The organism is Phytohabitans flavus (assembly GCF_011764545.1).
GTDB classification, from domain to species: Bacteria; Actinomycetota; Actinomycetes; order Mycobacteriales; family Micromonosporaceae; genus Phytohabitans; species Phytohabitans flavus.
Genome location: NZ_AP022870.1, coordinates 4,291,991 through 4,316,472, shown reverse-complemented (window position 1 = coordinate 4,316,472; position 24,482 = coordinate 4,291,991). Strand labels below are relative to the sequence as shown.

18 protein-coding genes and 2 pseudogenes are annotated in these 24,482 nt (G+C 73.8%); 11 read left to right on the top strand and 9 right to left on the bottom strand.

The features are described 5' to 3' along the window. Positions 1-73: 73 nt before the first annotated feature. The 3 genes and pseudogenes from Pflav_RS18785 (at position 74) to Pflav_RS18775 (ending at position 2,868) form a co-directional block, all read left to right on the top strand. A complete protein-coding gene (locus tag Pflav_RS18785) occupies positions 74-1,213 on the top strand; it encodes a sensor histidine kinase (RefSeq protein WP_173037303.1) in 1,140 nt (379 codons plus the stop codon). Continuing rightward, a pseudogene (locus Pflav_RS45855) lies at positions 1,210-1,853 on the top strand (response regulator); the annotation flags it as partial. The gene Pflav_RS18785 and the pseudogene Pflav_RS45855, both read left to right, overlap by 4 nt. Positions 1,854-2,364: 511 nt before the next feature. Then, on the top strand, positions 2,365-2,868 hold the full coding sequence (locus tag Pflav_RS18775; RefSeq protein ID WP_197938632.1) for a DUF2306 domain-containing protein: 504 nt from the start codon (positions 2,365-2,367) through the stop codon (positions 2,866-2,868). Between the two features lie 66 nt (positions 2,869-2,934). Here Pflav_RS18775 and Pflav_RS18770 read toward each other — a convergent pair whose 3' ends face one another. Continuing rightward, positions 2,935-4,074, bottom strand: coding sequence for a serine hydrolase domain-containing protein (locus Pflav_RS18770; protein ID WP_173037302.1), 1,140 nt, complete (start codon positions 4,072-4,074; stop codon positions 2,935-2,937). A gap of 395 nt (positions 4,075-4,469) precedes the next feature. On the opposite strand from Pflav_RS18770, the pseudogene Pflav_RS45850 reads away from it, so the two are divergent. The 5 genes and pseudogenes from Pflav_RS45850 to Pflav_RS18745 all read left to right on the top strand — a co-directional run. Continuing rightward, positions 4,470-4,874: pseudogene (locus tag Pflav_RS45850) on the top strand (histidine kinase); the annotation flags it as partial. Positions 4,875-5,298: 424 nt separating this feature from the next. Then, positions 5,299-5,937 carry a response regulator gene (locus tag Pflav_RS18760; protein WP_173037301.1) on the top strand — a complete coding sequence of 213 codons (639 nt, stop codon included), beginning with the start codon at positions 5,299-5,301 and terminating at the stop codon, positions 5,935-5,937. A 97-nt stretch (positions 5,938-6,034) separates the two neighbouring features. Then, positions 6,035-6,610, top strand: coding sequence for a (2Fe-2S)-binding protein (locus Pflav_RS18755; protein WP_173037300.1), 576 nt, complete (start codon positions 6,035-6,037; stop codon positions 6,608-6,610). Continuing rightward, complete coding sequence (locus Pflav_RS18750) at positions 6,610-7,584, top strand: FAD binding domain-containing protein (RefSeq protein ID WP_173037299.1); 975 nt, start codon at positions 6,610-6,612, stop codon at positions 7,582-7,584. The genes Pflav_RS18755 and Pflav_RS18750 overlap by 1 nt, the downstream gene beginning before the upstream one ends. Beyond that, positions 7,584-9,791, top strand: a complete 2,208-nt coding sequence (locus Pflav_RS18745) for a xanthine dehydrogenase family protein molybdopterin-binding subunit (RefSeq protein WP_173037298.1) — start codon at positions 7,584-7,586, stop codon at positions 9,789-9,791. The genes Pflav_RS18750 and Pflav_RS18745 overlap by 1 nt, the downstream gene beginning before the upstream one ends. A 693-nt stretch (positions 9,792-10,484) precedes the next feature. Here the strand turns inward: Pflav_RS18745 and Pflav_RS18740 are convergent. Beyond that, complete coding sequence (locus Pflav_RS18740; RefSeq protein WP_173037297.1) at positions 10,485-12,452, bottom strand: CHAT domain-containing protein; 1,968 nt, start codon at positions 12,450-12,452, stop codon at positions 10,485-10,487. Next, positions 12,449-15,391 carry a hypothetical protein gene (locus Pflav_RS18735; RefSeq protein ID WP_173037296.1) on the bottom strand — a complete coding sequence of 981 codons (2,943 nt, stop codon included), beginning with the start codon at positions 15,389-15,391 and terminating at the stop codon, positions 12,449-12,451. Before Pflav_RS18735 ends, Pflav_RS18740 begins: the two co-directional genes overlap by 4 nt. Before the next feature lie 349 nt (positions 15,392-15,740). On the opposite strand from Pflav_RS18735, the gene Pflav_RS18730 reads away from it, so the two are divergent. Together Pflav_RS18730 and Pflav_RS18725 are read left to right on the top strand one after the other, a co-directional pair. Beyond that, complete coding sequence (locus Pflav_RS18730; RefSeq protein ID WP_173037295.1) at positions 15,741-16,184, top strand: hypothetical protein; 444 nt, start codon at positions 15,741-15,743, stop codon at positions 16,182-16,184. Positions 16,185-16,321: 137 nt separating this feature from the next. Then, the gene (locus Pflav_RS18725) at positions 16,322-16,555 is read left to right on the top strand and encodes a hypothetical protein (RefSeq protein WP_173037294.1); all 234 of its coding nucleotides are present in this window, start codon (positions 16,322-16,324) and stop codon (positions 16,553-16,555) included. An 8-nt stretch (positions 16,556-16,563) separates the two neighbouring features. Here the strand turns inward: Pflav_RS18725 and Pflav_RS18720 are convergent, their stop codons facing one another. The 6 genes from Pflav_RS18720 to Pflav_RS18695 all read right to left on the bottom strand — a co-directional run bounded on the left by Pflav_RS18720 (position 16,564) and on the right by Pflav_RS18695 (position 22,209). Then, entirely contained in the window at positions 16,564-16,947 is a 384-nt protein-coding gene (locus tag Pflav_RS18720; protein WP_173037293.1) for an STAS domain-containing protein, read from the bottom strand. A 90-nt stretch (positions 16,948-17,037) separates the two neighbouring features. Next, on the bottom strand, positions 17,038-17,613 hold the full coding sequence (locus tag Pflav_RS18715; RefSeq protein WP_173037292.1) for a DUF5709 domain-containing protein: 576 nt from the start codon (positions 17,611-17,613) through the stop codon (positions 17,038-17,040). 9 nt (positions 17,614-17,622) lie between these two features. After that, complete coding sequence (locus Pflav_RS18710; protein ID WP_232071608.1) at positions 17,623-18,462, bottom strand: MBL fold metallo-hydrolase; 840 nt, start codon at positions 18,460-18,462, stop codon at positions 17,623-17,625. Positions 18,463-18,468: 6 nt separating this feature from the next. After that, positions 18,469-19,788 (bottom strand): hypothetical protein, encoded by a 1,320-nt coding sequence (locus tag Pflav_RS18705; RefSeq protein ID WP_232071606.1) that lies wholly within the window; start codon positions 19,786-19,788, stop codon positions 18,469-18,471. A 592-nt stretch (positions 19,789-20,380) separates the two neighbouring features. Further along, complete coding sequence (locus Pflav_RS18700; RefSeq protein WP_173037290.1) at positions 20,381-21,058, bottom strand: response regulator transcription factor; 678 nt, start codon at positions 21,056-21,058, stop codon at positions 20,381-20,383. Next, positions 21,055-22,209: a sensor histidine kinase gene (locus Pflav_RS18695; RefSeq protein WP_173037289.1), complete on the bottom strand. Its 1,155-nt coding sequence runs from the start codon at positions 22,207-22,209 to the stop codon at positions 21,055-21,057. Before Pflav_RS18695 ends, Pflav_RS18700 begins: the two co-directional genes overlap by 4 nt. A 146-nt stretch (positions 22,210-22,355) precedes the next feature. On the opposite strand from Pflav_RS18695, the gene Pflav_RS18690 reads away from it, so the two are divergent. Beyond that, complete coding sequence (locus Pflav_RS18690; protein ID WP_197938631.1) at positions 22,356-24,440, top strand: MMPL family transporter; 2,085 nt, start codon at positions 22,356-22,358, stop codon at positions 24,438-24,440. Positions 24,441-24,482: the final 42 nt, after the last annotated feature.

Here is a 24,482-nt window from a genome sequence, read left to right as displayed (position 1 = left end):
GTCGGGTACCGGGGACGAATCGGTCGTACTTTGGGCCGATCTGGAAGCCGCACCTGGTTCGTACGATAGGAACGTGCACCCTCGTCTGCGTTCCGTATGGGATGAGCCGCGGGCGCCCAACGCCCCGGCCCGGGTCTGGCGCGACTGGGTGCTGCTCGCCCTGTTCGTGCCCGCGATCGTGCTGGAGGGGATCCTCCGGTCCGACCTGCCGTGGCCGGCGGGCTCCGCGGTCATGGCGCTCGCGCTGCTGTCCACCTTGCTGTGGCGGCGCACCCAGCCGCTCGGGATGGTGGCGATCACGTACGGCGTGACCGCGGTCGCCCCGTTCGTGCTGCCCGGCGACCCCTGCCTCATGTACTCCTCGGGCTTCGTGGTCATCCTGACGTATGCGCTGTTCCGCTGGGGCGCCGGCCGGGAGGCCGTGATCGGCTCCGCCTTCATCGCGGCCAAGCTCGTCCTCTCCACCTTCGCCCTCACGATCGGCGTCGGCGAGATGATCGCCGGCTTCGCGGTGATGTTCGGTGTCGCCGCGCTGGGCGCCGCGGTCCGCTTCCGGGCCAGCGCCCGCCTGCGTGAGCTCGACCGGGTCAAGCTGCTGGAGCGCGAGCGGATCGCCCGCGACCTGCACGACACGGTCGCGCACCATGTGTCGGCGATGGCGATCCGGGCCCAGGCCGGTATCGCCGCCTCGGCCACCCAGCCCGGCGCCGCGGTCGAGGCGCTCCAGGTGATCGAGGCGGAGGCGTCCCGCGCGTTGGCCGAGATGCGCGCGATGGTCCGGGTGCTCCGCCGCGACCAGCCCGCCGACCTGGCGCCAAACCCGCAGGTCGCCGACATCGGGCGGCTCGCCGGCCGGTTCCGCGCCGGGCCCGCCGTCGACGTGGACATCCGCGGCGACATGGAGGACCTGCCGCCGGCGGTCGGCTCGGCGTTGTACCGGCTGGCCCAGGAGTCGGTGACCAACGCCCGCCGCCACGCCCGCCACGCCACCCGCATCGAGGTCAGCGTCGCGGCCGACGACACCTCGGTACACCTGCGGGTCAGCGACGACGGCGAGGCCAGCGCCGTCCGCCCGGCGAGCCAGCCCGGGTTTGGCCTGATCGGCATGATGGAACGCGCCGACCTGCTCGGCGGCACCTGCGCCGCGGGCCCCAACGCCGACCGCGGCTGGACGGTCACCGCGATCCTGCCCCGCGCCGGGGCGCCAGCGTGAGTGTGCGTGTGCTTGTCGCGGACGACCAGGAGATCGTCCGTACCGGTCTCACCATGATCCTGAACGCGCAGCCGGACATCGAGGTGGTCGGCGAGGCCAGCGACGGGCGGCGCGCGGTCGAGCTCGCCCAGCGGCTCCGCCCGACGTATGCCTGCTGGACATCCGGATGCCGGGCATGGACGGCATCGAGGCGACCCGGGCGCTCGCCGGCCCTTCGGTCGCCGATCCGCTGGCGGTCGTCGTCATCACCACCTTCGACCTGGACGACTACGTGTACTCGGCGCTGCGTGCCGGCGCCCGCGGCTTCCTGCTCAAGGAGGCCGGCCCCGCGCTGCTCGCGCAGGCCGTGCACGCGGCAGCCAAGGGCGACGCGCTGATCGCGCCGAGCGTGACGACCCGGCTGCTGAAGGCGTTCGCCGACACCGTCCCGGCCGCGCCGCCGAAGCAGCCGATCGAGGCGCTCACCGACCGCGAGGAGCAGGTGCTTGTCGCGGTCGCCCGTGGTCGGACGAACAAGGAGATCGCCGACGAGCTGTTCATCACGCTGAGCACCGTCAAGTCGCACATCACCAGCCTGATGACGAAGCTCGGCGTGCGTAACCGGGTCGAGATCGCGATGTGGGCGTACGAGACAAACCGCACCCGTGCCCGGGGTAACCCGCCGCGCCGCCGCCGCGCCGCCCTGCTCGCGGTCGCCTTCGTCGCCGTCGTGGTGGCCGGTTGCCTCGGGTACGCCTGGCAGCGCACCGATCCGGCCGAGGGCGCGGCGCGCAACTACCTCAGGTCGCTCGCGACCGGCGACGGGGAGTTCGCCTGCACGCTGGTGACCCGGCCCTTCGGGCAGGAGATCGCCACCCGGTACGCGGTCAGCAGCTGCCCGGACGGCGTGGACCGGATGCTCGGCGGCCTCTCCGACCGGCAGCGGGAGGAGCTGCGTGACACGAGCCTCACCCCGACCGGCGACACCGGGTGGCTCGAGGTCGGCGCCAACCCGCTGGGCATCACGGTGCTGCGGGTAGCCAAGGTCGGCGACGAGTGGATGGTGACCGGCGACCGCTGAAAGTACGACTCCCGAGCCCGACCATGGGCGAGGTGAGTCGCGGCCCATGTACCGATGAGGCGCACCGGGCCTGACGGCCACCATCGATGGCATGACATTGCGTGAGTGGCGGCTACCGGCCGCGTTGATCCTGCTGGGCCTGGTACCGGTGATCGCCGGGGCGGCGCGGGTGACCGAGCTGGGCAGCAGCCCGGAGGTCACCCCGGACAACGCCCGGTTTGTCGGCGACCCGGTGCCGGTGGTGCTGCACATCGTGGGCGCGGTGATCTACGCGTGGCTCGGCGCCTTCCAGTTCGTACCGAGCCTGCGCCGCCGGCGCTGGCACCGCTGGGCCGGGCGGGTGCTCGTCCCCTGTGGACTGACGGTCGCCCTCTCCGGGCTGTGGATGACGTTCGCCTACGACCTGCCGGCGCACGACAACGCCATCGTCAACGGAGAGCGGGTCGTCTTCGGCTCGGCCATGGCGGTGTTTATCGTGCTCGGCCTCGCCGCCGCGTTGCGCCGCGACTTCGGCCCGCACCGGGCGTGGATGGTGCGCGCCTACGCGATCGGCCTCGGCGCGGGACACAGGCGTTCACCCACGCGCCCTACCTGATCGCGAGCGGCGGCGAACAGCCCGGCGCGAACGGCCGCGCCGGGCTGATGCTGGCCGGCTGGCTGATCAACCTTGCTGTGGCCGAGTGGTTTCTGCGCCGCCCGCCCCGCACAGCGCGCCCTCGACCAGCTCGTCAGCCGCGTGTTGCTGCCGGATGAAGTCCTCCGGCGCGTTGCCGAGCACACCGTTGACCGAGAGCACGACGCTGCGCCGGCCGTCCGCGGTCACCCCGCTGTCCGTGACGTAACCGGCGCCGCCGCCCGGGTGTCCCCAGTAGACGCCGCCGCAGGGCAGCGTGCGCTGGAAGAGGCCGAGGCCGTAGCGGGCGCCGGGCAGGATCTCCGCCAGGCCCGGGTCGACCGGCACGGTACGGGTCATCGCGGCGAGCTGGGCCGGCCGCAGCAGCCGCCCGCCCAGCAGCGCCCGGAAGAACGTGTTGAGGTCGCGGGTCGTGGACGTGATCGCCGCCTCCGGATCCACGACCACCTGCTCGGTGACGTCGACCTGGCGGCCGGTCTCGAACACCTGGTACCCCCGCGCGTGCGGCCGCGGCACCAGCGGCGAGAGCCCCGGCCACGAGGTACCGGTCAGGCCCAGCGGACGCACGACGCGGTGCTCCACCTCGGTCCACCAGGACCGCCCGGTGACCCGCTCGATGATCATGTCGACCAGCAGGTAGCCGGTGCTGGAGTAGCCCCACCCCCGGCCCGGCTTGAAGTCCGGCCGGTGCGCCACCGCCCGCGCGACGAGCTGCGCGGGCGTGTACACGTCGTACCGGTGGCGCTGGAAGTCGGCCTCCGTCGTGTAGTCGGGGAAGTCGTCGTGGATGCCGCTCGTGTGCTGCAACAGGTGCCGCACGGTGATCCGCCGGCCGTCGTTGCCATTGCCGCGCACGACACCCGGTAGCCACCGCTCCACCGGGTCGTCGAGGCGGAGCCGGCCTTCGCCGACGAGCTGCAGAGCCACCGTGGCGACGAACGCCTTGCCGGTGCTGGCGACCCGGAAGTGCCCGTCCGGCGGCACCGGACGCCCGGTGGCCAGGTCGCCGAAGCCGCTCGTGGCGACCTCGTGCCGCCCGTCTTCGGTGACCAGGCGGGCCTGCGCGCCGGGCAGGCCCAGCGCGTGGATCGCGTCGACGCCTGGCTGGAGGTCTGGCGCGGGCACGCCCAGGGACGCGACCGCGGCGAGGAGAAGAAGAGTTCGCATGGCCGCTGACGCTAGGCCGGGCGGAGGGCCCGGAGCGATACAGCGAGGTACCCGTCGAAAGGTAGAGCTGGCTGTAGTGCCCCGCAGGTCGCCGCCCTGATAGACGTTTACGGGTGCGGCGAGCGTGGACGGCGACGGTGTATCTGCTGGGCATCCTGCCCACAGCAGTGGCGTCCGTGCTTGCGTTCGCGCTGCTGTGGCTCCCGGTGCCGCGGCGGCGCTGGGCAGTGCTGCACCTGCGCCGGGCGGCGGCCCTGCGCGGCGGCCCGCCGCCACCACCGACCGCGCGGCTCGATCGCTACCTGCCGTGGCTCGCGGTGCACACGGCCATCGGCGTGCCGGCCGGCCTGCTCGCGCTCTACTGCCTCGGCAATGCGCTGCTCGCCGCCGTCGTGATGCCGCTGTGGTGGCTGTTCCCGGCGGCCGACCCGCCGCGCCTGCTGATCGAGGTGGCGGTGACCGGCTGGGCGAGCGCGGTGGTCCTCGGCGCCGCGCAGCTCGCGATCCTCGCGGCGGTCGCGGCAGTCCTGTTCCCACCGCTGGCCGCCCTGCACGCGCGCGTCACGCTGGCCGGGCTGGCCCCGTCCGCGGCCGAGCGGCTCGCCGACCGGGTGGCCGAGCTGACCCGCACCCGCGCGGATGTGCTCGACGCGCACGGCGCCGAGCTGCGCCGGATCGAGCGCGACCTGCACGACGGCACCCAGGCCCGGCTGGTGGCGATCGCGATGCGGCTGGCCGTCGCCCGGCAGGCGCTGCCCGACGCGCCACCGGCTGTCGCCGACCTGCTGCGGCAGGCGCACGAGGGCACCGAGGAGGCGATGACCGAGCTGCGCGAGGTGGTCCGGACGATGTATCCGCCGATCCTGGCCGACCAGGGTCTCGCCGGCGCCCTGCGCGCGGTGGCCGCGCGCGGCGGCGTCCCGGCCGACCTCGACGTCGGCGACCTCGGCGCGGTGCCGGCGGCGGTCGAGGCGGTCGCCTACTTCGCGGTCGCCGAGGCGCTGACCAATGTCGCCAAGCACAGCCGGGCCAGCCGCGCGACAGTGCGGGTCCGCCGGGCCGGCGACCGCCTGCTTGTTGAGGTCCGCGACGACGGCGCCGGCGGCGCGAGCGAGCACGGGGCACCGGCCTGGCCGGCATCCGCCGTCGGACGGAGGCGCTCGACGGCCGGCTCACCGTCACCAGCCCGCCCGGCGGGCCCACGGTCGTGGGGGTGGAGTTGCCGTGCGGGTCGTGATCGCCGAAGACAACGTGCTGCTCTCCAGCGGCCTGGAGCTGCTGCTCGGCACCAAGGGCTGCGAGGTCGTCGCGGTCGCCACCGACGCGGAGGCGTTCCTGGCCGCCGTCGACGCGCACCGCCCCGACGTCACGATCGTCGACGTGCGGCTGCCGCCCGGCTTCCGCGACGAGGGCATCCGGGCCGCGATCGAGGCACGCCGCCGCCACCCCGACCTGCCGGTGCTGGTCCTGTCGCAGTATGTCGAGCAGGCGTATGCCACGAGACTGCTCGCCGCCGCCCCGCGCGGCGTGGGCTACCTGCTGAAGGACCGGGTGAGCCGGGTGGACGAGTTCGTCGACGCGCTGACCCGCGTGGCCCGCGGCGGCACCGCGCTGGACCCAGAGGTGGTCGCGCAGCTGCTGACCCGCGGCGACCCGGTGGCCGCGCTGACCCCACGCGAGCGGGAGGTGCTGGCGCTGATGGCCGAGGGCCACGACAACGACACGATCGCCGCCCGCCTGCACGTCAGCGGCAATGCGGTGCAGAAGCACATCGGCAACATCTTCACCAAGCTCGGCCTGGCTCCGGACGACGGCGGCCACCGCCGCGTCCGCGCCGTCCTGGCCTACCTGGGGTCTATCTGACGGCCGGCCACTTGGAGGACCCCCTCGTTCCCCGGGCCCGCGCACCGCGGCCAGCGGCAGGAGTCAATCGCCGCGCCGCCCCGGCATCGTGGGTCTCATGACCGAAGGAACGAGTCGCCGGACGGTGCTGGCGGGCGGGCTCTCCCTAGGCGCCGGCCTGGCCGCCCCGCCCGTGCGCGCCGAGGCGAGCGGGGCGAAGCCCGAGATCCTCACGCTGGTGGTAAACGGCGACCGCGTGCGGCTGGAGGTCGACGTACGGGCGAGCCTGCTGGACACCCTGCGCGACCGGCTCCGCCTCACCGGTACCAAGAAGGGCTGCGACCAGGGTGCCTGTGGCGCGTGCACGGTGCTGCTCGACGGCCGCCGCGTCCTGTCCTGCCTCACCCTCGCGGTGATGCACGAGGGGAGCGAGGTGACCACTGTGGAGGGCCTGGCCGAAGGGGACCGGCTGCACCCGGTGCAGCGGGCTTTCGTCGACCACGACGGGTTCCAGTGCGGATTCTGCACGTCCGGGCAGATCATGTCGGCGGTCGGGCTGCTGGCCGAGCGGCCCCGCGTGACGGCGGCCGAGATCCCCGAGCTGATGAGCGGAAACCTGTGCCGCTGCGCCGCGTACAGCAACATCCGCGACGCCATCGAGGCCGCCGCGCACCTGTCACGCGAGGGGGAGTAGTGGACACGTTCGAGTACAAGCGTCCGGGCACGGTCCGCGAGGCGCTGCGGCTGATCGCCACCCACCCGGACGCCGAGATCATCGCCGGCGGCACCGACCTTGTCACCCTCCTCCGCGATCGGGTACGGACACCGGCGCGCCTCGTCGACATCAACGGTCTCCCGCTCGACGGGCTGCGGTGGAGCCGCGACGGCGTGCGGATCGGCGCCCTGTGCCGCAACGCGGTCGACGACCCGCGCCTCGCGGCGGCGTACCCGGTGCTCGTACGGGCGCTGCGGTCCGGCGCGTCACCGCAGATCCGCAACCGGGCGACCTTCGGCGGCAACCTGCTCCAGGGCGTGCGGTGCCCGTACTTCCGGCTGCCCGAGTTTGCCTGCGGTCGGCGCGAGCCCGGCACCGGCTGCGCCGCCATCGAGGGGGACGGGCGGCTGCTCGGCATCTTCGGCACGAGCGCGGCGTGCATCGCGGTACATCCCTCGGACTGCGCGGTGGCCCTGCTCGCCCTCGACGCGACCGTGGTGGTCGAGGGCGCTCGGGGCACCCGCCGCATCCCGGTCGGCGACCTGCACCGCCTGCCCGGCGACACCCCGCACGTGGAGCACGCCCTGCGCGACGGCGAGCTTGTCGTGGCGGTCGAGGTGCCGGCCAGTCCGTTCGCGGCCCGCTCGACGTACGTCAAGTTCCGCGAGCGCGCCTCGTACGCGTTCGCGCTCGCCTCCGCCGCCGTGGCCGTCCACAGTGAACGCGGCGTGGTCCGCGACGCCCGCGTCTGCCTCGGCGGTGTGGCCCCGAAGCCGTGGCGGGCGCACACGGCGGAGAGCGCGCTGCGCGGCCGGCGCCTGGACGCGGCGGCCATCGAGGCGGCGGCGGAGGCGGCGACCGCCGGGGCTGCCCCTCGCCCGGACAACGCGTACAAAGTGGAGCTTGTCCGCGGTGTCGTGCGCCGTGCCCTGACCGAGCTGCTGGTGAAGTGATGGCAATCGGGAGGCCCCTGAGCCGGGTGGAGGCCCGCGACAAGGTGACCGGCGCGGCCCGCTACACCGCCGACACCCGCCTGCCCGGCATGGTGTACGCGGCGCTGATGAGCAGCGCGGTCTCCGCCGGCCGGGTGCGCGCCATCGACACCGCCCGCGCCGAGGCGGCACCCGGCGTGCTCGCCGTCATCACCCACCTCAACCGTCCACAGTGGCACAGCACGCCGGCCGCCCTGCGGTACGTGGAGACCCGCTTCCCTCTCGCCGACGAGCACATCCACCACCACGGCCAGTACCTCGCGGTGGTCGTCGCCGGCACCCGCGAGCAGGCCGCGCACGCCGCGGGCCTGGTGGCGGTCGACTACGAGACCCGCCCAGCCGTGCCCACATTGGACGCCGCGCTGCCGGACGCGCACCAGCCCGTGTGGCGCTTCGAGCCCGAGTTTCCGACCCTGCTCGCGCTCGGCGACCCCGAGGCCCGGCTGGCGGCCGCGGACGTGCGCCTCGACCTGGAGTACCGCACGCCCTACAACAGCCACGCCCCGATGGAGCCGAACGCGACGCTCGCCCACTGGGACGGCGGCTCGCTGACCGTGCACGAGACGAGCCAGCAGGTCCACCTCGACCGCCCGGTCATCGCCGGCGCGCTCGGCCTGCCGCCGGACCGGGTGCGGGTCGTGTCCACTTTGGTGGGTGGCGCGTTCGGCAACAAGACCGCGGTGTGGGCGCACACCCTCCTCGCCGCCGTGGCCGCCCGCCAGGTGGGACGGCCGGTCCAGCTCGTGGTCACGCGCAAGCAGGTCTTCACCTGCCACGGCCACCAGCCGCCCATCATCCAGCGGCTGCGGGTCGGCGCCAACCGCGACGGCACGCTCCAGGCCATCACCCACCACACCGTCAACGGCACGCCGGTCCTCTTCGACCGCCCCGAGGCCGCGATTTCGCCGACCGGCACCGTGTACGCCCTCCGCTCGGTCGGCGTCCGCGTCGAGGTCGCGGGCATGCACATGCCGGCCCCGGCCACGATGCGCACGCCCGGCGACGGCCCCGGGATGTTCGCGGTGGGCAGCGCGCTCGACGAGATGGCGTACGCGCTGGAGCTGGACCCGATCGAGCTGCGCCGCCGCAACCACCTCGCCGTACACCCGCTGCTCGGCCGCCCATGGAGTGGCAAGCAGCTGCTGGAGTGCTACGACGTGGGCGCCGAGCGCTTCGGGTGGGAGCGGCGCGCACCCCGCCCGCGGATGATGCGCGACGGTGCCGACTGGGTCGGCTTCGGCATGTCGTCCGCCCAGCGGCTGGAGCACCACGCCGCCGCGCGCGCCGCCGTCGAGATCCGCGACGACGGCAGCGCCGAGGTGCGCACGGCCGCCCCGGAGATCGGCACCGGCAACCTCACCACACTCACCCAGATCGCCGCCGACGGTACCGGCATCGCACCGTCCCAAGTGGACATCCGCAGCGGCGACACCACGCTGCCGGAGTCCGCGCCAACGTCCGGCTCGCGCACGACCGGCAGCACCGGCACGGCGGTGCACCTGGCGGCGCTCCGGGCACGGCAGGCCGCGGCCCGGCTCGCGGTCGCCGACCCGCGCTCACCCCTGCACGGCCTACCCGCCGAGCGGGTCGGCGCCGCTCGCGGCCGATTGTACGATGTGGACGTCCCACGCCGCGGCGAGACGTACCGCGACCTGCTCCGCCGCAACGGCCGGCGCTCCATAGTGGAGCAGGGATTCCACGACCCGGCCGGCGCCGACCCCCGCTTCGCGTACGCCACGTTCGGCGCCCACTTCACCGAGGTACGCATCGACGACACCCTGCGGCGGGTACGGGTCACCCGGCACGTCGGCGTCTTCGCGGTCGGCCGGGTACTCAACCCGAAGACCGCGCGAAACCAGGCCCAGGGCGGCATCATCTACGCGCTCGGCGGTGCCCTGATGGAGGACCTGGCCACGGACCCGGTGACCGGCCGCTTCATCGCGCCCGCCCTGACCGACTACCACGTACCGGTCAACGCCGACGTCGGCGACATCGACGTGTCCTTTGTGGAGGAGCCCGACTACAACGCGCATCCGTTGGGCGCGAAGGGGCTGGGCGAGGTGGTCGCGGTCGGCGTACACGCCAGCATCGCCAACGCCGTCTACCACGCCATCGGCATCCGCGTCCGCGACCTCCCCATCACCCCGGACAAGCTGCTCCGCCCCTAGACGACTCCATTTCAAGATTTGGGCTACCGCGACGTCCGCGGTGGTCCGGACCGCTGCTCCCGCGGCCTCACCCTCCGCGCTTCACGACCGACCCGCCGCCGGCGGCCCGAGCAGAACCCCGACAGCCACTGGTTTCCTTGATCGGCGCTACAGCCGACGCCCTCCAGCAGATCGTGGTATTTCACTGTCGCTGTAGCGACAGCTGAGTACCACGATCGCTTGCCTGCACCGGCTCCGACGCGTCGATCAAGGGAAAGCTGTCGGGGTCTGGGGCCTCCGGCCCCAGACCCCGCGTTGACGGCGACGAACCTTCACACAAAGAGGCCGTTCGTGGCCGATGGCCCCGGACTTCCCTTGATCGACGCGAGCAGCGCCCTACCGGGCCGCGTCCGTGTCGAGAAGTTGCCCCTGGAGGGGTAATTTCTCGACACGGACGACCAGAGCATCGACCGATCTAGGCCGCGTCCCCTTTTCCGACTGCGCCGGCCATCGCCCTGATTGGTGCGATGGGGTTGTCGCATCGGGTCCGGCCTGCCGGCCAGTGCCGCGGGGGCTTGGATTGTGAAGCGCGGAGGGTGAGGCCGCGGGAGCAGCGGTCCGGACCACCGCGGACGTCGCGGTAGCTCACATCTTTGTCGTGCAATGGGTCTGCCGGCGCCATTGTGGACAGACCTAGCGACTCGGAGGCAGGCTCTAGGGGAGGCCGACCAGGTGGAAGGCGGCCCAGTCGACGGTGCCGGCGAATGCGGGCGCGTCGGGTGGGCGGGCTCGCCAGCGGACCAGCGTGGCGTCGGTCGCGTCCCACTGCCGTAGGAGGCTTACGACGTCCGCGTTGGAGATTTCGCTGCGGAAGCAGCGTTGGGCCTCGGCTAGCGCTGTCGCGGCGGAGACCGCGCCCTGCTGCCAGCGGCGGAAGAACTCGCCCACGAGCAGCGCGGCCTCCAGCTCGCCGACCGCCCAGTGTGTGGCGATCGCCTGCCCCGCACCCGCCACGAGGAGCGTGCCTGGCAGGCCGACGGCGTCGCCGCGCCACCGTCCGGCAGAGGCGGCGCCGGAAGCGCAGCCGGAGAGTACGACGAGCGACGCGCTGACCGGCCCGCCCTCCGTGAGCAGCCGGGCGATGCTGAGCCGGCCGTCGCCGCCGTCACCGGCGGCGCATTGGAGGTAGGAGCCTGGCGGGTCGTCCGGGTCGAAGCGGCCGGGCCCGGCGAAGTGCACCACGTCGCAGGTCCGCAGCAGCTTGAGTACGGCGTCCGCCGTCGCGTCGGCCCCGGTGAACGCGATCGCCGGCTCGGCCACGGCGGCGGCCGCCCGCCGGCTGAACGGGAACTCTCCCGTGGGGTCGACGGCCTGGCCCAGGCTGCGGGGCGGGGGCGGCTCGTCCACGTTCCGGCGCAGCAGGGCGAGGCTCGGCGCGTAGCCGACCCGGATCCGGTCGCCCACCTGCCCGCCGTCCGGGAGCCGGGCCGCGTCCAGCGGGAGGCCGGCGAGGCGGGCGGACGGCAGTAGCACGACGCCGGTCGTGCCCGCCGGGACCCGCTCCAGCAGCGGCGCCCACAGTTCGCGCCCGAGCAGCCGGCCCACGGCGTCCAGCCGCCCGGCCGGGAGAGCGCCGGCGGCCGCCGGGATGTCGTCCGCGCCGACCCCGGGGCGCTCGACGATCGCGCTCCAGCCGCCGGGCGCGGCGCAGAGGACGGTCAGGGTGGGGGAGAGGTCGACGTAGGCGGCGACGGTGTTCGGTGGCAGCGCCGCGGTGACATCCTCCAGCGCGGGCAGTGTGGCGGCCGGGGCGGCTTCGCCGAAGACCGCCCGCAGGAACGCGGCCCGCCGGCCCTCGGCGACCTCGGCCGCGAACGTGGCGTCGCCGGCCCGCACCGCCGCCGCGCCGGCCAGCTCGTACGCCCGGTCGCCGGCGCGCATCCGGCGCCACCGCTCGCCGGGCGAGGAGACCGAGGCGGTGTCCCGCGACACGGCGTCGAGGCACTGCCGGAGCGCCGGACGTGCCCCGCCCCAGTCGCCCCGCTCCGCGCTGAGCAGCGCGGTGAGGAAGTACATGCGGCTGGCGAGCGAGACGACGACCGGCGCGTCGGGCGCGAGTACGGCCTGGAACGCCTCCTGCGCCGCGCGGGCGTCGCCGAGCTGGAGGTGGGACTCCACGAGGTTGAGCCGGGCGGCCTGCTCGTCCTCGGCGGCGCCCAGCTCGCGGTACGCACCGGCGGCCCGCTCGTGGCACGCCACGGCCAGCGCGGCGTCCCCGGCTCGCATGTGGACGGTGCCGAGCGCGTCGAGCGCGGCGGCGTGCGCCGGGTGGTCGCCGGCCTCTTCGGCCAGTTCGGCCGCGGCGGCGAGGTACCGCCACGCGGCGTCGAGGTCGTCGAGGGCGAGCGCCACGTCACCGCGGATCGCCAGCGTACGGCCGAGCCCGCCCAGGTCGTCCTCGGCGCGGAAGATCTCGGCGGCCCGGTCGAGCACCCGTCCGGCCCCGGCGGCGTCGCCAGCCGCGTCGAGCGCCCGAGCCAGGGTCTGGCCGAGGTACGCCTCCGTGGTCGGCTGCCCGCCCAGCGCCCGTGCCCGGGGCAGGCACGCTTCGAGCACGGCGACCGCCTCCTCCAGGCGGCCGGCGCCGGTCAGGGCCGCACCCCACTCGCGGGTGGCGGTCACGCCGGTCGGGGAGGGGCGGCGGCGAGGGCGAGGTCGTGCGCGCGGCCCAGGCTCGCGAGCGCGGAGGAGGTGTCGTTGCCGGCGCGGTGGGCGAGCCCTTCCGCCGTCAGGAACTCGATCCGCAGGTCGCCGTCCGCGCCCGCCTCTACGCGGCCGCGCAGGGCGTTCAGCACGGTCAGGGCGGCCAGCGGGCGGCCTACCTGGGTGTACGCCCGGGCCAGCGCCAGGCCGGCGGGTGGGTGCGCGCTCTCCAGCCAGGCGCGTTCGAGCCGCCTCAGCCCGGTTTCTTCCGGCTGTGCCGGCTCGCTGCCGGCCTCTGGCTGTGCCGGCTCGCTGTCGGCTTCTAGCTGGGGTGGCTCGCTGTCGGTTTTTGGCTGCGCTGGTTGGCTGTGGGCCTCTGGCTGCGCCGTCTCGGCGTCGGCCTCTGGCTCGGGGAAGGCCTGCGGCTCGCGGGCGGCCGGGTCCACGGGGGCGAAGGCGTCCCGGCCGGGCGCCGGCTCGGGGGAGGCCTCGGGTTCGGCGGCGGCCGGACGCGCGACGGCGAGCACGTGGCTGTGGGTCTCGGGTTCGGCGGCGGCCGGTTCCGCGACCGCGAACGCGTCGCTGCCGGCCTCGGACGCGGCGCCTGGGTTGGGGACGGCGAGCGGGTCGCCGCTGGTCTCCGGGTTGGGGGTGTCGGGTTCCATGAGCGCTTCGGCGCCGCTGCTCGCCGGTTCCATGACCGGGAGCGCCTCGGCGCCGCGGTCGAGGGCGATCAGCGCGGCGTTCTCGGTGCCGGCCGCCGCCAGCACGAGCCCTTCGTGGCCGTGCTCCCCGGCCAGCTCGCGGGCCTCGCGGGCGTACCGCAGCGACTCCTCCTCGCGGCCGAGCCGGGCGAGGTGCACCGCGCCCTCGTTGAGCAGCTCCGCGCGGAGCGCTTCGTCCGCACCACCGGCGAGCCGGGCCAGCCCGACCTCGATCAGGTCGAGGAACCGCTGGTCGTCGTCCGCGGACTCGACGAAGGCGAGCAGCAGCCGGTACAGGCGGGCGGCGAGCAGGTCGTCCGTGGTCGTGTCGGCGACCAGCTGGATCACCGTACCGGCCACGACACCGTCACCGCCCTGGGCGACGTGCAGGCAGACTGCGGTCGCGACGTCCGGGTCGAGGCCGAGCGCGGTGGTCGTGTCGCGGGCCGCCACGTACGGCCGCCGCCCCTCCGCGACCTGTTCGCCGAGGTGGAGCAGGCCGGCCGCGCCGCCGGCGGACGTGCCCGGTGCCGGGGCGGCCCGGCCCCGGTCCAGCCGGTCCTGGACACCGTCCAGCCACGTCAGGAACGGTGTGGCCGCCTCAGCCGGCGGCGTGCCGTCCGCGGCGCCTGCCACCCAGGCGCCGAGCACGCCGTCCAGGTCGTCGCGACGCATCGCGAGCAGCTCGGACACCTCATCACCCTCGGGCTCGGCCGCGTCCGGTTCAGCCGAGCGACCCTCGGCTACATCCAATGAGGCCGAGCCACCCTCGGCCACATCCGGTGAGGCCGAGCCCGGTTCAGCCGAGCCACCCTCGGCTACATCCGGTGAGGCCGAGCCCGGTTCAGCCGAGCCGCCCTCGGCTACATCCGGTGAGGCCGGGCCATCCTCGGGCTCGGCCGCGCCAGATTCAGCCGAAACGTCCGCGGGCGGTTCAGCGGAGGCGTCCGCGGACGGTTCGGCGGAGGCGTCTGGGGACGGTTCAGGCGCGACATCCCCAGACGGGTCAGCGGAGAGGGCCGCGGACGGTTTTGCGGTGACGTCCAGGGGCGGTGCCGCGACGACCTCGTGCAGCTGCGCCAGCAGCAGATGTGCTCTGACCGAGAGCCGGACCTCCTCGGCGTTCGTGGCCTCGGCGAGCCGTACCACCGTGCGCAGCGCCGCCTCGGCCGGACCGCGACTGTTGTCCCGCCGCAGCGCCTCGGCCCAGGCGAGGTGGGTGGCCAGCGTGTCCCGCCGGACGACACCGGCCAGCGCCTTGTCGTCGCCGGCGTGCCGCGCGGCCAGGGCCAGCCGGTCGACCGCCTCCTGGTACCGCTGCCGGGCGGTGAGGTACGCGGCCGTGCGCATCTCGGCGATGGCCAGCCGGTCCACCCGGCCGGTGCGCGCCGCCGCGTCGAGCATCGTGGCGAGGATCCGCTCGGCCTCGTCGAGGTCGCCACGCGTGACGAGGAGGCCGACAAGGCCGGCCGTCCATCGGCTGAGGTTGAACATGTCGCCGTACCGCAGGCAGAGCTCGATCGCCCGGTCGTACGTGTCGATCGCGCCGCGCTGGTCGCCGACCTGCTCCAGCGCGTACGCCTTCTCGCCCAGCACCGCGCACAGCCCGGGCTCCTGCCGCTCCGCCCGGGCCGCCACCTCGGCGCGCACGAACCGGTCGAGGGCGCCCCTCGCGTCGCCGGCGCGCAGCAGGTCGGAGGCCTCGCGGGCCAGGTCGTCGAAGACCCGCGTGGGTGCCGCCTGTGCCGCGCCGGGGGGACGGGTGAGGTCGGTCGCGTACGCCGCGGCCAGGGCCGGGTCGGCGCTGAGCACCTCCATCACCGCGGTGGCGATCCGGGCGCGCTCGGTGTCGCCGTTCATGCCGGCCACGGCGGCGGCGTTCTGCGCGGCGACGCGGGCCTGTCCCACGTACACCCGGTCGGCCGCGGCGAGCGCGGTCAGCCGGGGCAGCGCGGCGAGCAGCACGTCCTTTGCCACCGTGACGTGGTTGTCGCGGAGGGCGATCTCCGCCGCCAGTACCTCGAAATAGATGGCCAGGCCAGCGTGGCCGGCCTGCGCGGCGATCACCCGGCCCGCCGCCACGTCGGCGCTGCGGAAGCCGGTGGGGTCGCTGGCGATCCGGTCGTGGATGCGGAACGCCTCGAGCGCCAGCTTGTCGTACGGCCGGCCGCCGAGGTACCCGGAGACCCGCTCGTAGCAGGCGCTGCCCGCCACCCCTCGCCCACATAGGCCTGGAGCAGCTCGAACACCGCGTCGGCCTCGTCCACCGCGACGCCGCCGTAGGGCGGCGCGGCACCCACCGACCAGACCAGGTCCGAGTACGCCTCTTCGTCCCCATTCGAGGCGATGAAGCGCAGCATCCAGTACGGCCACGGCTGTGCCGTCGGCTCGGGTTGCTGGCCCATCCATTCACCGCCGATGCGAGGGGAAGCCCCATCAACATATGACGGATCGCGCCCGGCGTTGAGTCCGGTGCGTGAGGATTACGGCGCGTTCCGAGGTCGAGACTGTTTGTCGGTGTCAGCCGGTACAGTCCTGCTGTCTTCGGGAGAGGGAGGGCGCGATGGGCGCGTCGGTGTGGGACTACACGGTTCCGTATCGGGAGGACTTCGCGGCCGCGCTGGCCGAGCTCCAGGAGAAGGTGTTCGCCGACGGCGACTACTACTGGGCGCGCGGCCAGATCTTCACGCCGGCGAGCGACCACGGCGACCGCCCGGCGACCGTTGACGAGCTTTGGGAAGACGAGCTGGTCCAGCAGGAGGGGACCCACTCGATCCTGGACATGCAGCGGGTCCTGCCCGAGGGCGCGGCGTCGGAGTTCGGTGGCGTGCGGCCGGTGACCGCGGCTGAGGCGCTGAGCTGCGCCGGCACCGAGCGCCTCACCACCGCGCACATGCCGCTTTTCGACGACCTGACGGGCCCGCGCTGGACCGGCCGCTGCGCCGTCCTGCACGACGCCGCCGGCCGCCCCGAGTCGATCCACTTCTGGGGCTACTCAGGCGACTGAGCCGGCGCGCAGGCAACGCGGCAAGCTAGCCTGGGCGCGGGCTCCTCAGGCGACTGACCTCGGGCGCGGCGGTGTTTACGCCATCCGGGCCTTGGGAATGCGCCCGATTGGATGCCCGAGATGTCTGGAGCGAAGTGATGGCGAAGAAGGTCCAACGGGGCGCCCAGGAGGACATGGCGGGGGCCCCGATGAGCCCGGCCGAGGCGGAGACCTTGCGACCACCGCCGAGCGAGCGGGAGACCGACCAGCGCCGCCAGGCCGCGCGGGAGACCGACCAGCGGCGCCAGGCCGTGCGCGACCAGCGGCAGGACGAGGGCCGTGAGCCACCCGGCCCGGTCCGCGTGGACGAGCAGACCGAAGAGCTGATGTGACCCGCGCGCTACCCGAGGGACGCGGTCGCGGCCGTGAGCGTCGGGTAGACGTGGAAGCGGCGGTCCAGTTCGGTCGTCTGGAGGAGCCGCTTGACGAGCGGGTTGAGCGCGGCGAGGCGGAGCCAGCCGCCCTCGGTCGCGGCCCGGTCGTGCATCGAGAGCAGCAGTCCCAGCCCTGTTGAGTCCACGAAAGACACATCCCGCAGGTCCAGTACGACCCGAGGGTTGGCCAGCAGGGCGTCGTTGAGCCGCTCCTGGAGTGGACCTACGCTCCAAAAGTCGATGACGCCGCGCGCGATCGCCACGCAGACATCGTGGTGTTCCTCCAGGTCGATGGCGAGTCCGAGCTCCCCGTAGGCGTCACCCGCCGGGTAGCGCAGACTTTCGTTCATCACCCATCCCATAATCAACCCCCCGCATGTGCCGGCGTGGTTGCCCGGCACCCGGTGGGGTCAAACGAGATGTGGGATAAACCTCACCGCTCAGGGCTCCTCGACCTCGTGGATCGCCGCCTCCTCGGCCGTGGGAGCACCGCCGGCCGCGCCCGCGTCCAGTGCGATGGACGTCGCGTCGGTGTCCTCGCGTACGCCCTGGTCAGGCTCGACCAGCCGGCCGACCGAACGTGGACCGACCTCCGTGTCGTACATCGACACGGGCGAGTCGGTACGCGGGTCCACCGGGTCGGCGTCGTCGAGCGGGGTCTCGTCGTCCACCCGGTCGATGTCGTCGGTCAGCGGGTCCGGGTCGAACGCCTCCACCTGGATCGGGGACTGCCGCACGTCGCGGCGCACGTCGGTGTCCTGCATCGCCGGGTCGACCATCTCGCGGGAGACCTTGTCGTCCAGCGACTCGCCTTCGCGCTGCTCCTCGGCCGTGTTGCCGAACTCGTCCATCCCGTCGGGATAGTCCTCGCGGTCCAGCGGCATCGCGGCCGGCTCCGGCCCGTCGGCCTCCCGACCGGTGTGCACGTCGTCCCGAGCCGTGGAGTCGTCGTCGGCGACGTCGGGGATGCCGAGCGCCTCGGGATCGGAGAGCGGGTGCGGGTACTCGTCGCTCATGTCCGTCTCCTACCCAGGTCGGGCACCTTTATCCGACCCCGGCGCCGACCGGCAGTTCCGCCGTGTCGCCGCGGCGTACCGGGAGCACGCGGGTCGGCGAGCCGGAGCGGGCGACCTCGCGCATGTAGTCGTCCAGCGTCGAGCGCAACGGGGGTAGTCGTCGTAGTGGATCGGCACGGCCACCACCGGCCGGATCAGCCGGGTGAGGTGGCCGCCCTCCGGCCCGTTCATGGTCAGCCCCACACCCAGCACCCGGGCGCCGCCGAGGTGCACCAGCATCGCGTCGACGTACGGGTAGCGCAGCGGTATCTCGGCGAGGCTCGGCCGGTACCGCGTGTCGCCGGTGATGTAGAGGCAGAACACCGGCTCCCCGTCCTGCTCCAGCTCGACGATCGTGCCCATCGTCTGCGGCAGCAGGCGGTTCAGCCCGCGCGGGCCGTGGTGGGCCGGTGTGGCGGTGACCCGCAGCAGCTGGGCGCCGCGGACGAACTCATGGCTCTCCCACGTCCCCAGCCCGATCGCGCCCCGGAACCCCCACTGCCGCAGCCGCCGCTCCGCCGCCGGCGTGGTCAGCACGGTCAGGTCCCGCGGCAGCCCGTGCCGCGAGACCCGGTCGAAGTGGCCGCCGTACAGGTACGACAGCACGATCCCGTCGAGCGACGGCAGCTCGGGGATGGTGAGCGCCGGGTCGAGGCGGCGCCGGGTCCAGGTCCCGGACCCCAGGTGGGCCCGCTGACCGGCGTGCAGGAAGTTGGGGTCGGTCAGCATGGTGAAGTCGCCGATCCGCAGCACGGTCGTGGCGCTGCCGAGGAACGTCACGCTCGCACGGGGCCGCTGGTCAGAGGTCACGGCCCCTCAGCAGACGAGGATCGCGGGCGTGGCCGCGCACTCGCCGATCGCCTCCATCGCCGCCTCCGGCCGCAGCGGGGCCGGTGGCGGCAGGTCCGCCGCCTGACCGCGCAGTACGCCGGTGGCATGCCGTACCGGCAGCGGAAACATGCCCAGGTTGGTGGCGGCCGGGTCGACGTGCGCGCGCCGGGCGCCGAAGCGGGCGGCGGCGTGCCACTGCGACGGGTTCGCGGTCGACGCCGTCGGTACCCCGAAGCCGTCCACCATCACGTCGATCGAGCTGAACGTGGTGCTGCCCGCCAACCACCAGCACAGCGCGTTCGCCGCGCGGCTGGCCGGCGTCTCGCACCAGTACGGCACAAGGCCGGCGCGGAGCACCTGGGTGGGGTCGAGCAGCCGCCCGCTCTCCACCACGAGCCGGTTGCCGGTCTTGCCGGCGCCGCGCAGCCACTGGCGGTACAGGTCGGCGACCGCCGCGCTGAACGCCTCCGGTGCCGCGTAGAGCACGCGGTGCAGGTGCAGCCGGCGGGCCCGGGCCCACGAGCGCACGCTCTCCTCAAAGCCGGCCTCGACACCTGTCTCGGTGTACCGCTCCGGGCAGGACGTGGTGGGCGGCCGCCATTTCACCCGGTCCGCGTCGAGGTAGCGCAGCGCCTGGCAGAGCTGCGGGCCGGCGGTGCGGAACTCGCCCGCGTCCAGCCCGCTCGCCGGGCTGCCCAGCTGGAACGTGTGCCCGGCGCCGACGTCGAGCACTGGCCAGGTCCGCATGTCGCGGACGACGATCACGGCGGCACCCCGGGTGAGGTACGCGGAGAGGAACTCGCGGTACGGGTCCGGCAGGTGCTGCCAGCGGGCGTGCAGCGAGACGGTGGAGCCGGCGAGCACGCCGCGGAGCACGGGATCGTGCACCTGGCGGATGGCGACGGCCGGGTTGGCGGCGAGCAGGCGGGCGGCGATCGAGGCGCCGTGGGTGAGCGCGGCGGACGGGTCGTCCGGCGAGCCGTCCGGCCACTGCACCGCCATCTCGAAGCTGGAGGGCAGCCACGGCACGCCGGCCGCCGCGGCGAGGTGCACGGCGGCGCCGTGCGGGGAGCCGATGACGACGGCCGGGTACTGCCGCCGCGGGTACTGGCCGACGATCCACCGCGCCACCTCGTCGGTGTCGATGCCGGTGGTGGCCGCCACGGGTATCGCCGCCTGGCTGGCGTTGCGCGCGGCCGCGCGGCGGGCACCGGACGGCAGGACACCTCCATAGCGCGCGACCATCGGCCGCCGGCCCAGGTCACCGCAGTCGCGGCCGTGGAGCGCCCGGGCGGCGGCCGTCACGAGTACCCTGGTAAGGCTGTCCGGGCACACGACTCGATCGGGTACGGCCGCGGTCGCGGCGGTAGCCCGTGCTGATTCCTCCAACATCACCCACGTCCCTTTTGGTTCGCCCGGTCTCGCACGAGATGGCCGCAATCTCGTGTCCCAAACGTCCACCGCGGTTGTTTCGGCGCGTCGCGGCGGGGAACCTCCGAGGCGGAGAGCGTTCTCTAGAGATCTTTCAGGGTCGGGGTCACATTCAATTTCTTAAGAGCGGGATTGCCCCGGTCCGCGTCAGTCGCAGACCGCATGCTCCCGCGGGCACCGCGCAGGTCGGCGGCTCGCTGGCGCTCGCCGAGATCCCCGACCCGCGCTGCCAGGTCCGCGGTCCAAGCCCAACCCAACCCCGGTACCGCCGTCGGAAGTGCGGGGTCGGGTTGGTGTATACGAGAGATCGTGGTACCAAACTGCCCCCAGAGGGGCATTTCGATACCACGATCTGCCAGACGGCGTCCGCGCTGCGCTGCCGGGCTTGACCCGCGGGCCGGGCAGTGGAGGTCGGGGTTTCGGCGAGCGCTGGCGAGCCGCCGACCGGTCGCCGGACCCGCGCGGGTCAGTGGCCGATGTCGTGGCTGCCCGGCGCGACGAGGGCGCTCTCGTACGCGAAGACGACGATCTGGGTGCGGTCGCGCAGGCCCAGCTTGGTGAGAATGCTGGAGACGTGTGACTTCACTGTGGCGGGTCCGATGTAGAGCTGTTCGGCGATCTCGGTGTTGGTGGCGCCGCGCGCGACGCCGATGACGATGTCGCGCTCACGCTCGGTCAGGCGGTGCAGGCGGTCGGCGACCGCGGTGTTGACGCCCGGGCGTTCGGCGAAGCGGCCGATCAGACGGCGGGTGATCGAGGGGGCGATGAGCGCGCCGCCGTCGGCGATCGTGCGGACGGCGGTGGCGAGCTCGTGCGGTGGGATGTCCTTGAGCACGAAGCCGCTGGCACCGGCGCGGAGCGCCTGATAGACGTACTCGTCCGGGTCGAAGGTGGTGAGGATCAGGATCCGGACCAGCCAGTCGGCGTCCCGCAGGATCCGGGCGGTCGCTTCAAGGCCGTCGAGCTCAGGCATGCGGATGTCCATGAGGACGACGTCCGGACGGTGCCGGTGCGCCGCTTCGATCGCCTCCACGCCGGTACCGGCCTCGGCCAGGACCTCGATGTCGGCGTGTGCCCCGAGGATCATGGCGAAGCCGCCGCGTACCAACGCCTGGTCGTCCGCGATGACGACGCTGACCGTCATGCCGGCTCACCGGTGAGTGGGAGGCGGGCCAGGACACGGAAGCCGCCCTCGGGGCGCGGGCCGGTTTCGAGGCTGCCACCGAGCAGGGTCGCCCGCTCCCGCATACCGATGATCCCGTGGCCGGGTGTCCTCGGCCGTGCCGGTGCGGGCGGGGCGTGGTCCAGTACCTCGATGGTGATCGCCGTTCCCTCCTCGCGCAGGTGTACCTCGGTGCGGGTGCCCGGTCCACAGTGTTTGAGGACGTTGGTGAGCGCCTCCTGGATGATGCGGTATGCCGACAACTGCAAGCGGATGGGCACCGGCGTCCGCAGGCCGTCGGTGATCTCGATCTCCAGACCCGCGGCGCGCAGCTGCGCGACGAGCCGGGGCAGGTCGGCGAGTCCGGGCTGTGGGCCGAGGCCGTCCCGCTCGGTCTCGGGGCGCAGCACGCCCAGCAGGTGCCGCAGCTCGTCGAGCGCCTGGCGACCGGCCTGCTCGACCGCGGCCATCGCCTCGCGGGCGCGTTCCGGATCCGCGGCGGCGACGGCCTGCGCCGCCCCGGCCTGCACCGTCATCATGCTCACCTGGTGGGCCACCACATCGTGCAGCTCGCGTGCGATGTGGGTGCGCTCCTCGGCGACGATCCGCCGCGCCTCGTCCGCCTTCTGCCGGCGCCGCTGGACGGCCCGCTCCTCGCGCAGCCGCAGGCGCCGTCCGATGTACCACACGACGAACATGAACACGACGCCGAAGCCGGTCGCCGACCATGGGGTGGACAGCACGAGGCCGTCGACGACGAGCACGGCGATCGCCGCGGCCACACCGGCCAGACCCTGCCGGTTGTTCGCCGCGTAGCGGCCGACGCTGTACAGCGCGAAGAGCGTGACCAGGCCCAGGTTGGAGTCCGCGGCCGCGAGGGCGAGCGCCCAGCCGGCGACCGCTACGCCGAGCACGGCGACCGGCTCGCGGCGGCGCAGGTAGAACACGGCCCCGGCGACGACGTAGACCGCGAGGGCGACCGGGGGTACCTCGGTGATCGACCGGAGCACCCACGAGTCGTTCGGGCCCTCCGTCGTGAACACCGCCGTCAGCAGCAGCACGGCAGCGAGGACCGCGTCCGACACCCGCGGCCAGCGGGCGAACGGACCACGGAACCTGCGCGTCGGGCTCATCGTCGCTCACCGTAGGGCAGCGCGCGCCGCGCCGTCATCCGCCGCTGGGCGGAGGGAACGCGCCCGCGGTCCCGCCCAGCGGGGGAGTGACCGGACCGTCCGGCGCCGGGAGACCGGGCCCGCCCGCGCCGCCCACGATGGCGGCCATGAACTCGTTTACCCGACGCGTCGGCGCGGCCAGTGCCCGCCGCCCCTGGACCACGATCGCCGCCTGGGTGCTAGCGGCGGTCGCCATCATCGCGCTGGCCGGCACCGCCGGCGGTGCGTTCGCCGACGACTTCGTCGCTCCCGGCAGCCAGAGCGAGCAGGCGATGGAACTGCTCGAGGAGCGGTTCCCCGAGGCGGCCGGCGGTACCGCCCTGGCCGTGTTCGCGGTCCCGGACGGCCAGCGCCTGGACAGCCACCGGCCGGCGATCGGCGCCGCGGTCGAGCGGATCGCGGCCGCCGAGCACGTCACCGCGGTGGCCGATCCGTTCGCCGCCGGTACCGTCTCGGGCGACGGGCGGATCGGGTACGCCGAGATCACCTTCGACGCGCCGGCGACGCACCTCGGCCCGGGGCCTTTCGACGCGATCGCCGCGGCCCTGGAGCCGGCCCGCGGAGCCGGTGTGACGGCGGAGCTCGGTGGCGACGCGGCGTTCATCAACGCCGAGACGCCGACCTCCGGCGCGGAAGCGGCCGGTGTCGTGGCCGCGCTGATCGTGCTGCTCGTCGCGTTCGGGACGGTGGTGGCCGCGCTGGTCCCGATCGTGCTCGCGCTGCTCGTGGTCGCCGCCGGCGTCAGCGGTGTCACGCTGCTCGCCAACGCGATGGACGTGTCCACCGCCGCGCCGACGATCGCCGCGATGATCGGGCTCGGCGTCGGCATCGACTACGCCCTGTTCATCACCGCCCGCTACCGCGAGAACCGCGCTACGGCCCGCGACAACGCCGCCGCGCTGGCCGATGCCATGGCGTCGGCCGGTAGCGCCATCGTCTTCGCCAGCGGGACCATCGTCGTGGCGATGGCGGCGCTCGCGCTGACCGGTATGGGCTTTCTCATCTCGATCGGGCTCAGCACCGCGCTTGTCGTGCTCGGCGCCGCCACCGCCGCCCTGACACTCCTTCCCGCCCTGCTCGCGCTGCTGGGCGACCGCATCGACCGAGGTGCGCTCCCACTGCGCCAGCGGCGTGCGTCCGGTACCGCCTGGCGGCGCGTGGCCCACCGGGTGTCCAGGAGGCCGTGGCCCTACCTCCTCGCGGCCGTGGCGCTCCTGCTCACCCTGAGCGCCCCGGCGCTGTCGATGCGGACCGGCTTTCCCGACGCCGGCGACGACGCGACCAGCACCAGCCACCGGCGCGCCTACGACCTGCTGGCGGAGGGCTTCGGCCCGGGGGTCAACGGGCCGCTGCTCCTGGTCGTGGACCTACGCGGCCCTGGCGCCGCCGCCGGCGACATACCCGCGTTGTCCCAGCGCGTCGCGGCCGACCCCGGCATCGCCTCGGTCGGCGAACCCCAGACATCCCCCGCCGGGGACGCGGTCGTCTTTCGCGCCGTCACCACCACCGCTCCCGGTGACGCCGCGACGTCCCGGACGCTCGATCGCGTACGCGGCCTGGTCCCCGCCAACGTCTCCGTCTCCGGCATGACCGCCATGACCGACGACCTGAGCCGGCATCTCGGGCGCATGCTGCCCTTCTTCGTCGCCGCGATCCTGGGCGCGTCGTTCCTGCTGCTCATGCTGGTGTTCCGGTCGATCCTCGTGCCGCTCAAAGCCGTCCTGATGAACCTGCTGTCGATCGGCGCCGCGTACGGCGTGGTCGTCGCCGTCTTCCAGTGGGGGTGGCTCAAGGACCTCTTCGGCCTGGAGGAGACACTCGTCGTCCCCTCACCGCTGCCCACCATCTTCTTCGCCGTCCTCTTCGGACTCTCCATGGACTACGAGGTGTTCCTGCTGTCCCGCATCCGCGAGGCGTACGACAGCAGTGGCGATACCGTCGACTCGATTGGCCGCGGCATCGCGGCCACCGGACGCGTGATCACGTCAGCCGCGCTCATCATGGCCGCCGTGTTCCTCGCCTTCGTCGCCAACCCCTCACCCTTCGCCCGGATGCTCGGCCTCGGCCTGGCCACCGCCGTACTCCTCGACGCCACCGTCGTCCGCCTGATCCTCGTGCCGGCCCTGATGACGCTGCTCGGCCCGCGAACTGGTGGCTGCCCAGCTGGCTGCGCCGCCGCCTACCAAACCTGAGCCTCGCGGGCTCGGCCTGGAGATCCTCGACCAGGCCATCGG

Excerpts from the sequence above, each read along its gene's own strand:
- Pflav_RS18720 (WP_173037293.1), bottom strand. The coding sequence starts at position 16,947 with ATGAACGAAAGTCTGCGCTACCCGGCGGGTGACGCCTACGGGGAGCTC.
- Pflav_RS18715 (WP_173037292.1), bottom strand. The coding sequence starts at position 17,613 with ATGAGCGACGAGTACCCGCACCCGCTCTCCGATCCCGAGGCGCTCGGC.
- Pflav_RS18690 (WP_197938631.1), top strand. The coding sequence starts at position 22,356 with ATGAACTCGTTTACCCGACGCGTCGGCGCGGCCAGTGCCCGCCGCCCC.
- Pflav_RS18755 (WP_173037300.1), top strand. The coding sequence starts at position 6,035 with ATGACCGAAGGAACGAGTCGCCGGACGGTGCTGGCGGGCGGGCTCTCC.
- Pflav_RS18775 (WP_197938632.1), top strand. The coding sequence starts at position 2,365 with ATGACATTGCGTGAGTGGCGGCTACCGGCCGCGTTGATCCTGCTGGGC.
- Pflav_RS18725 (WP_173037294.1), top strand. The coding sequence starts at position 16,322 with ATGGCGAAGAAGGTCCAACGGGGCGCCCAGGAGGACATGGCGGGGGCC.
- Pflav_RS18770 (WP_173037302.1), bottom strand. The coding sequence starts at position 4,074 with ATGCGAACTCTTCTTCTCCTCGCCGCGGTCGCGTCCCTGGGCGTGCCC.
- Pflav_RS18745 (WP_173037298.1), top strand. The coding sequence starts at position 7,584 with ATGGCAATCGGGAGGCCCCTGAGCCGGGTGGAGGCCCGCGACAAGGTG.
- Pflav_RS18700 (WP_173037290.1), bottom strand. The coding sequence starts at position 21,058 with ATGACGGTCAGCGTCGTCATCGCGGACGACCAGGCGTTGGTACGCGGC.
- Pflav_RS18695 (WP_173037289.1), bottom strand. The coding sequence starts at position 22,209 with ATGAGCCCGACGCGCAGGTTCCGTGGTCCGTTCGCCCGCTGGCCGCGG.
- Pflav_RS18730 (WP_173037295.1), top strand. The coding sequence starts at position 15,741 with ATGGGCGCGTCGGTGTGGGACTACACGGTTCCGTATCGGGAGGACTTC.